This is a genomic window from Phormidesmis sp. 146-33, assembly GCF_052939515.1.
On record NZ_JBJPHU010000200.1, the window covers coordinates 1 to 7,017 of the forward strand.

Sequence of the window (7,017 nt, forward strand, 5' to 3'; positions counted from 1 at the left end):
CTTTCCCTTGCTGGATTGACCCTCCTCACCTGGGCCACAGCTTCCCCGCTCAACGCAACGCAACTACCGCCCACTCAGACTCCTGGCACCAGCTCACAGGCCTTTAGCGGCGCGTCAGTGGATGAATCTTACACCCTGGGATCGGGCGATCGCGTGCGAATCGAAGTTTTTCGGCTGCCTCAGTTCAATCTAGAAACTCAGGTGTTGGTCGATGGTTCCCTTAGCTTGCTGCAAGTGGGCAAGATCCCGGTGCGCGGCATGACGCTGACTCAAGCCTCAGAGATCGCTTCTCGACAATACGCAAAACTGCTGAAATACCCGATCGTGACCGTTACCCTGATCGCGCCTCGCCCAGTCAAAGTTGGCGTTTCCGGAGAAGTTAACCGTCGCGGTTCTTACCTGCTGTCAACGGCTGAAGGCGGCTCACAACTGCCCACTATGACACGCGCCATTCAAACCGCCGGGGGCATCACTCAGGCCGCAGACCTCCGACGAGCGCAACTCCGGCGACCCCAACCCAACGGCGGCGAACAGGTGATCAACGTCGATCTGTGGGACTTTGTGCAAACAGGCGATCTGCGAAGAGACATTGTGCTGCGTGACGGCGACTCAATCTATATTCCGACAACCAGCGAAGTCAATTTAGCCGAGTCTTCTCAACTGGCAACCACGAGCTTTTCTTCTGACCGCAACCAGCCGCTCAATATTGCTGTTGTCGGTGAAGTCTATCGCCCCGGCCCTTACACCGTCACCGGAACGGCTCGTACAGGCGCTGCTGGAATTCCGGGTGGAGCCAGTGGCGTGAATACAAACAACAATACGACCGACAACGTGCCCACGATCACTAGGGCCATTCAGGTCGCTGGGGGCATTAAACCAATGGCAGATGTCCGGCAGATTCAAGTCAAGCGCACCACCAAAACCGGAGCCGAACAAACGCTGACGATCGACCTCTGGAAACTGCTCAAAGAAGGCGATCTGCGCCAGGATCTCATTCTGCAAGACCGGGATACGATCATTATTCCCACGGCGACCTCGGTGACGGCTGCGGAGTCTGCTCAGATCGCGTCTGCCAGCTTCTCGCCGGATACGATTCGCGTCAATGTGGTGGGTGAGGTGACCAGACCGGGTGTGGTAGAAGTGCCGCCCAATACGCCGTTGAATAAAGTCATTTTAGCAGCAGGCGGCTTTGACAATCGACGCGCCAAAACCAGCACGGTAGAACTGATTCGCCTTAATCCTGACAGTACAATCTCTCAACGGACGATCGGCATTGACTTCACCAGAGGCATCGATGAAAACAAAAACCCCGCTCTGCGAAATGATGACGTAATTGTGGTCAACCGTTCTGGTATCACCAAAGCCACCGATGTCTTAGGCACAATCTTGAGTCCGTTTAGCAACGTGTTCTCAGTCCTGAACTTTTTCAATATTTTCAGATAGTCTCTATTACTGGACTGAAACACTCAGACTGAGTTAACTTTGGGGGCGTTGACAATGACACAATTCAGGACACTTTACCTAAAAGATCCCCCAGCCTTCTTAAATCTTAGGCAACAGACCTCAAAACACACTGATTAACCCGATTCAAAGGTGTGGCTTCAATCGATTTCTAGAGATACACGATCGTTATTCATCAAGCAAGTTGGAAGAGGTCAAGATGGACGGACAATATCCCCAATCGCTGCCCCCCTTATCGTCAAAAAACGGTAAACGCCCTCACTGGCTCATGACAGGCGGTCAGCCCGAAGAGGATGATGTGTTAGATCTCGGTCAGATCTTCTCGGTGCTGCGCCGCCGGGGGTTGCTGATCGCAGGTGTGGCAACAGTTGTCACCTCACTAGCACTCGTCAAAGCGGTCACAAATCCCACCTATAAGAGTGCCTTCCAGATCTTGACCCGGCCTGTAACGGCCGAATCTCAGGTCGTGACCTCCTTGCCTCAAGCGCTCAATTCCAATGCCAATGCCAGCCGAGATGTCAACAATGTGGTGCGCGGCTTTGACGATACTCGCATGAAGCTGTTGACCAGTTCTAAAATCATTCAGCCGATCGTAGACAAATTCAAACCCCAATACCCCGAACTGACCTACGAAAGCTTGGCGGCGGGTATCAGCATCAAGCCGGTGCCCAACACAGAAATTGTTGAGATTATCTACGAAGACTCCAAGCCCGAAAAAGTCAAAGCCATTCTGGACGAATTAAGCAAAAGCTACCTGGCCTACAGTCTTGACGAGCGACTCGCAGACGTGCGCCAGGGGACAAATTTTATCGAGTCCCAACTGCCTCAACTGCAAAAACAAGTCGAAACGGGTCAACAACGGCTACAACAATTTCGCCAACAGTACAACCTGTTTGACCCCGAATCGCAAAGCCGTGAACTGTCTGAGCAGATGACCGCTTTTAGACGGCAGCGTTTAGAAAACGAAGTGGCGCTCAATCAGATTCGCTCCGGGTTTTCTGACCTGCAATCTCAGCTTGCTCAAAAGCCAGACGGCGTTGCTGCCACGACTGCTCTCAGTCAAAACGCGCGCTACCAAAGACTACTCGAACAACTGCAAACGGTGGACACTCAGATCGCGGCTGAGTCTTCATTATTTGTAAATGGCAGTCCCAACGTCAGGGTGCTGCAAGACCAGCGATCGAACCTGCTGCCTCTGATCAATAACGAAGCCCAACGGGTGCAAGACGAAGTGGCTAGTCAGATTCGAGATTTGTCTGCTCGTAATCAGGCGCTGGTTGGCACCGAGGGTCAACTCAACGATCGCATGAAGCAACTTTCTGTGATTGCGCGTGAGTACACTCGAATTCAGCGTGAACTTCAGATCGCAACTGATAACCTCAACCAGTTTTTAGCCAAGCGTGAAGCGCTGAGAATTGATGCTGGACAGCGACAAACCCCCTGGCAACTGGTGGCGGCCCCTGGTGAACCGGGACAGTCTCGCTTTAGAACAACCCTCTTACTAGGAGCTGTTTTGGGATTGCTATTGGGGTCAGCGATCGCCCTTCTGGTCGATAAGTTAAACAACATCTTCTACAGTCCTGATGAAGTCAAAGCAGCGACTCGCCTCCCGATGTTGGGGGTGATTCCGACCAATCAAGAGCTAGACGAAATGGATCGGCTCAATGCGTTACCTGACGCGGGTGGAGTCTTTCAACGAGCCAGCCAATTTATGGGTTTCAAGCCTCGTAAGTTTGGGGCAGTGCCTTTTTTGGAAGCGTTTCGATCGCTCTATACCAATGTGCGGCTTCTGCATTCAGAGACTCCGGTGCGCGCTCTGGTGGTTAGTTCTCCAACCCCTCAAGATGGCAAGTCCACGGTCGCACTGTACCTGGCGCAGGTGGCCGCCGCAATGGGGCAGCGGGTCTTATTGGTGGATGCAGAATTACGTCGCCCTCAGTTGCATAACCGTCTGGGATTGGTGAACACCAAAGGACTGAGCGATCTGGTTAGCTCAAACTTGGACTACAAGCAAGTGGTGCAGCAGTCTCCTCAAGACGAAAATCTCTTCATTCTGACCGCTGGGCAGGTTTCGCGAGATCCCGTCAGCTTGCTGTCTTCTGTAAAAATGCAGCAACTCATGGAGCAGTTTAAGTCTGCCTTTGATCTGGTGATTTATGACACGCCTCCTCTGATTGGCCTTGCTGATGCAAATCTGGTTGCTGCCAAAACGGATGGGCTGCTGCTTGTGACGCGGCTAGGTAAGACCAATCGCGATGCTCAAAAGCAAGCGCTAGAAGGGCTGAGAATTTCTCCCACGGTGATCTTGGGGACGGTTGCTAATGATTCCAAACATCATGTTGGCAATTTGCAGATGGCTTACTACTACGACACGGTGCAGACTCAGCAAGCGATCGGAGGCGCAACTCGCAGATAGTCGTATCGAGGGGGTCAAATCCTGAACTTCAAATCGGTCTAATTTGTCCCCACATTCATCTCAAAACTGACAAACAGAGAAGGGTGCAGCTAATGCGCTCTTTTTTTATGAGGGTCGTTTTAGATAAAGCGCGTCATCATACACACCCCGCCAAAATCAAGCCAGGTTAGTTTTACGGAAGACTGGGGCATCTTCACTTAGATGAGTTCTACCAACTCTCATAGGAGCAAAAAACTGCATGAGACGGGAAGCTACCCCCAAGCTCAAGCTGATGATCGTAGACGATGAGCCAGATAATCTGGACTTGCTTTATCGCACCTTTCGACGAGATTTTGATGTGGTGAGAGCAGACAGTGCAATTTCGGCGCTAAAACTACTCGATCAGCAGGGCGAGATGGCCGTGATTATTTCTGACCAACGAATGCCTGAAATGCTGGGAACTGAGTTTTTGAGCAAAACGGTCGATCGCTACCCCGATACGATTCGGATTGTGCTGACGGGATATACGGATGTTGAAGATCTGGTCGAGGCGATCAACGCGGGCAAAGTTTTTAAGTACATCACCAAACCGTGGAAACCGCAGCAGCTTCAAGTCGTAGTCGAGCAAGCCGCAGAAACCTATCGAGTTCTCAAACAAAGAACAGAAGATCTGCGTCGGGCACTGCGCCGAGAATCTCTGTTTAATGCAATCACAACGGCGATTCGCGAGTCTCTCGATTACCACAGTATGCTGCAAACCATTGTAGAGACGCTGGGGCAGACCCTAAATGCGGCTTGCTGTATGCTTCATCCCGTCGAGGAATCCAGTCTTCAGCGTCATTCTGCTCGATACTGCGTGTCTCAGGAGTCTAGCCCTAAGAGTCAGGACGATCGCGACGCTCCCTTAGTGCAAGCGGTTTTGGTAAATCGAAGGACACAAATAGACCCACCCCGCAAATCAGCAGAAAGAGAAACCCATTTAGCAGTTCCGTTGACCTATCAGCAAGATCTATTGGCGATTCTCTCTTTACATCAGGCGGAGGGCGATCGTCCCTGGTCAAAGGAGGACATCGAACTCATCGAAGGTGTCGCAGAGCAGGCAGCCCTGGCGATTTCACAAGCCAAGCTTTACCAGCGAACCCAACAGCAAGCAGAACAGATTCGGGCTGAGTTGGCCGTCGCTCGACAGATTCAAAGCAATCTTTTGCGGCAGACGTTGCCTGTGTTAGAGGGCGTGAAGGTGCAGGCTTGTTGTCACCCTGCGAGAGAGGTGGGCGGCGATTTTTTTGAGGTCTATCATCACCCTCAAGGCGATGTCTGGCTGGCGGTGGGCGATGTGTCAGGAAAGGGCGTTCCGGCGGCGCTGTTTATGGCGAGTGCGATTTCGGTGCTGAGACGAGAATTGTCTCAAGAAGGTGCGCCTGAACCCGATGTCGTCATGCGGAGTCTAAATAGCATTCTGTCTCAGGATTTGATCAGCACAAACTGTTTTATCACAATGGTTATAGCGCGATATACGCCGGCCACAAAGCGGTTAGTTTACGCCAATGCGGGGCATATTTATCCGATGGTCTGGTCAAGACAGCCTGATCTCTGTGGGATCGAGCCAACTTATCTCAAAGTGCGTGGCGTTCCGTTGGGGATTTTACCGGATTGGACGGCGATCGCAGGCAGCATTGACCTTCATTCCAAAGAAATCGTTTTGTTAACCAGTGATGGCATTACTGAAGCAACGATTCATTCTGAGAAGCCGACTTGTCCGTCTAGAGCGGCGGGTGAAGGCTCGATGTTAAAACAAGCCGGACTTTGGCAATTGCTGCTGCAAGAAGGGGAACGCTTAGACTTGAAACAACTGTTAGCCCAAATCCAATCCCACAATGCCGTTCAAGAAGATGACCAGACGATTTTATCTCTGGAGGTTCTTTAACTATGAGAACTGAGCTTCACATCCCAAGCGACTTAAAGTTTTTGAGCATTGCTGAGAACTGGTTGTTGAGCAGTCTAGAGATTGAGATTGGGGATGAGGTCGATTGGACTCGTCAGTCTTCTCGCTTACGGTTGGCGCTGGTAGAGGCTTACTCCAATGTGGTGCGTCATGCTCATCGCGATCGTCCTAACCTTCCTGTGCTGATTCGCCTTGAGGTCAAGGATCGCGACCTGGCGCTAGAAATTTGGGATTATGGGCAGGGGTATGACCTTTCGACCTATTTGGCTCCCTGTCCAGAGGATAAACAAGAGCATGGATATGGCTGGCTCATTTTGAATCGCCTAATGGATCGCGTGGAGTACCGTTTGCAGGTAGACGGTCGCAATTGTCTCAAGCTAGAGGCGAGTCTGATGGCAGGCATTAAGTAGGGGCGTTTGAAGAGGGAGCCTTGATCAGGATGGTTCTACCTCTGCCCACAGTCTTGTAAGCTGACGTTGCCACGCGGTCAACACCTCTTCGCGAGATTGGGCACTCATGCTTAGTTCGCCCAGCAGTCCTTCTTCATAGAAGCGATCGAGCGTTTGCAGCGTCAGTTCCAAAGATTGCCCCTGGCGTTTGGCGGCTTGAATAATTTGGCGAATTTGCTTTTCGGCGAGTGCACTAAAGCTCTCATCCAACCCTTGCTGATGTAGAAAAATGAGTCGCTCTAAAGCTGCGGTGAAGTCTGCGATCGACAGCCCATGACAACTGTGCTGAAAGACCGTCCACAAAACGCCTTGATGCAGCGCGTATCGGGCTTCTTGGGTCGTGTCAAAATTGGCTTCTAAGAGTTCTTCTAAATAGGGTTTGGCTTCTTGAGCGGGAGCGATCGGCAATAGCACTCTCAGCCAGGATTGGTCATCTGAAAGCAACACAAGCAGCCTAAATTCAGCAGTTTCGACCTGATAGGAACCAGGCGCAAGCGTTTGAATGGTTTCACCAAACAGAGTGGTAAGGGTTGTGGGAATTTCTTCTGGTGTCATTAGTCCATCTTAATAGGAATGGTGAGGGATGAGGGAGAACTTTGTTCCGCTTCGCGAGGGGGGAGAACTTCGATGATCTGTTCCCCTTTGGGGGTAATCCGTTTCGCGAGGAGGGATGAGGATGGACGATCGCACAAAAAAATCCCCCGACCACGCGAGGGAAAGACTAGGGAGATTTAGAAAAACTAGAAAATAGGCGGAAGAAGAAGGGG

At 51.5% G+C, this 7,017-nt stretch carries 5 protein-coding genes; 4 read left to right on the top strand and 1 reads right to left on the bottom strand.

Translation table 11 applies throughout. The annotated features are described in order from the left end of the window. The 4 genes from ACJ2PR_RS34560 to ACJ2PR_RS34575 all read left to right on the top strand — a co-directional run. The coding region (locus ACJ2PR_RS34560; protein WP_446880447.1) for an SLBB domain-containing protein at nt 1-1,443 on the top strand (1,443 nt) is incomplete at its 5' end. A gap of 217 nt (nt 1,444-1,660) precedes the next feature. Then, a complete protein-coding gene (locus ACJ2PR_RS34565) occupies nt 1,661-3,877 on the top strand; it encodes a GumC family protein (RefSeq protein ID WP_446880448.1) in 2,217 nt (738 codons plus the stop codon). Nucleotides 3,878-4,115: 238 nt separating this feature from the next. Beyond that, complete coding sequence (locus ACJ2PR_RS34570; RefSeq protein ID WP_446880449.1) at nt 4,116-5,783, top strand: SpoIIE family protein phosphatase; 1,668 nt, start codon at nt 4,116-4,118, stop codon at nt 5,781-5,783. Between the two features lie 2 nt (nt 5,784-5,785). Further along, entirely contained in the window at nt 5,786-6,211 is a 426-nt protein-coding gene (locus tag ACJ2PR_RS34575; RefSeq protein ID WP_446859361.1) for an ATP-binding protein, read from the top strand. Between the two features lie 24 nt (nt 6,212-6,235). Here ACJ2PR_RS34575 and ACJ2PR_RS34580 read toward each other — a convergent pair whose 3' ends face one another. Further along, nucleotides 6,236-6,805: a hypothetical protein gene (locus ACJ2PR_RS34580; protein ID WP_446859360.1), complete on the bottom strand. Its 570-nt coding sequence runs from the start codon at nt 6,803-6,805 to the stop codon at nt 6,236-6,238. Nucleotides 6,806-7,017: the final 212 nt, after the last annotated feature.

Coding starts and splice junctions, on each gene's coding strand:
- ACJ2PR_RS34565 (WP_446880448.1), top strand. CDS start 1,661: ATGGACGGACAATATCCCCAATCGCTGCCCCCCTTATCGTCAAAAAAC.
- ACJ2PR_RS34575 (WP_446859361.1), top strand. CDS start 5,786: ATGAGAACTGAGCTTCACATCCCAAGCGACTTAAAGTTTTTGAGCATT.
- ACJ2PR_RS34580 (WP_446859360.1), bottom strand. CDS start 6,805: ATGACACCAGAAGAAATTCCCACAACCCTTACCACTCTGTTTGGTGAA.
- ACJ2PR_RS34570 (WP_446880449.1), top strand. CDS start 4,116: ATGAGACGGGAAGCTACCCCCAAGCTCAAGCTGATGATCGTAGACGAT.